Origin of the sequence: Pseudomonas juntendi, from assembly GCF_009932375.1 — a bacterium.
GTDB classification, from domain to species: Bacteria; Pseudomonadota; Gammaproteobacteria; order Pseudomonadales; family Pseudomonadaceae; genus Aquipseudomonas; species Aquipseudomonas juntendi.
The window spans coordinates 1-498 of the sequence record NZ_BLJG01000307.1 but is presented as its reverse complement, the minus strand read 5'-3'; the positions used below and the strand labels follow the sequence as shown (position 1 = coordinate 498).

1 protein-coding gene and 1 pseudogene are annotated in these 498 nt (G+C 59.2%); both read left to right on the top strand.

The features are described from left to right. Nucleotides 1-104: 104 nt before the first annotated feature. On the top strand, nucleotides 105-347 hold the full coding sequence (locus tag GYA94_RS25105) for a hypothetical protein (protein ID WP_161893327.1): 243 nt from the start codon (nucleotides 105-107) through the stop codon (nucleotides 345-347). 26 nt (nucleotides 348-373) lie between these two features. Next, nucleotides 374-498 (top strand): annotated as a pseudogene (locus GYA94_RS28360) (hypothetical protein); the annotation flags it as partial.

The following is a 498-nucleotide window of genomic DNA, read 5'->3' as shown; positions in this document are numbered from 1 at the left end:
TGTGCGCCGGGTTTTGGTTCACCTACCGGTCTGTCAACCCATGTACCGCTGCCACCAATTGTTTGACAGCAGATGGTGATGGCCTCCATTTAAGGTGTTCCATCATGCTTAAGATCGTCCCCGATCCACCCCACACTTACCATTCCCTGGAAGACACACTCATCCAGGCCGCGGAGTACGCCCTGTGCGCGCAAACGGTCGCGCAGCAGGCGGTACTGCTGCAGCCCAAGTCGCCAGGCTCGGTACTGATCATGGCGACGATGCATGAACTCGAGGCGTTGCGAGCGCTGCTTGAGGCAGCCTTGATCCAGGTCCAGTTGCCTTGTGAGCCGCGGACGTTGCATTAAGGGCTTCAAGCCTTGCGTTGCCTGAGCTGGTTCTGTGGCTGTGGACCAGCCTGTCGGCACTGACGCTGGTGATTGGCCTGTGCTGGTTTGCACTGGGCCTTGCCTACCTGACGGTACTGACCGCCGGCTTCCGGTATCCGCTCCATAAACC